This window comes from Bacillus sp. AFS077874 (genome assembly GCF_002566505.1).
Taxonomy (GTDB): domain Bacteria; phylum Bacillota; class Bacilli; order Bacillales; family Bacillaceae_G; genus Gottfriedia.
On sequence record NZ_NUYF01000040.1, the window covers coordinates 1 to 641 of the forward strand.

At 33.2% G+C, this 641-nt stretch carries 1 protein-coding gene; it reads right to left on the reverse strand.

Annotated features, from left to right (window positions below; all coding sequences use genetic code 11):
- Positions 1-189: 189 nt before the first annotated feature.
- Positions 190-366 carry a hypothetical protein gene (locus COJ46_RS24630; protein ID WP_176522505.1) on the reverse strand — a complete coding sequence of 59 codons (177 nt, stop codon included), beginning with the start codon at positions 364-366 and terminating at the stop codon, positions 190-192.
- Positions 367-641 lie beyond the last annotated feature (275 nt).

Genomic DNA, 641 nt, shown 5'->3' on the forward strand with positions numbered 1-641 from the left:
GCATGCGTTTGTTGAACAACATGGTTAGCTTTTACTCGATTTTTTTATTGTGCTAATGGTAGTTTAGTTGAAGAATCTGTGTAATACTTCTTCAACGAATTTGTAAATGGGGCGATTAGAAGATGAACTATTGGTTGAGGTTTATGAACGGGCTGGGTAATTAATTTTAGAAGAAACAAAAGAGCATCTTTAATGAATGCTCTTTAACTGTGTCACGATTTCATTGTGTTCTTTGATTAATTTCTTTAACTGTTCTGCCAACTGAGGATCGTGTTTTTTCTCTAAGATGGTTTTAGCAATGTCGATCGCTTCGCGCGTCTTACCTAATTCCTTTTTTAACTTTTCGACTGCATTCAATTTTGCCATGTCGTGCACCTTCTTAGCTCATTTATTTTGATATATCGTTCGTAAGTAGTTGCCTTTACATACTAACAAATTAAACAGATGTACACAAATAATCAATAGAATATCAAATAAAAAATGCCTAAATGTAATAATGAATCGAAAAAAATGAAATAATTTACGAGAGAGAACGCTCTATTCTCTTTCGAAACGGACTGTCGAATGTAGACAGTTCGCTTTTTTAAATTCAAGGATCCGTTATATTAGATTGTTGACTTTCTAATGCAACTAAATGGCAG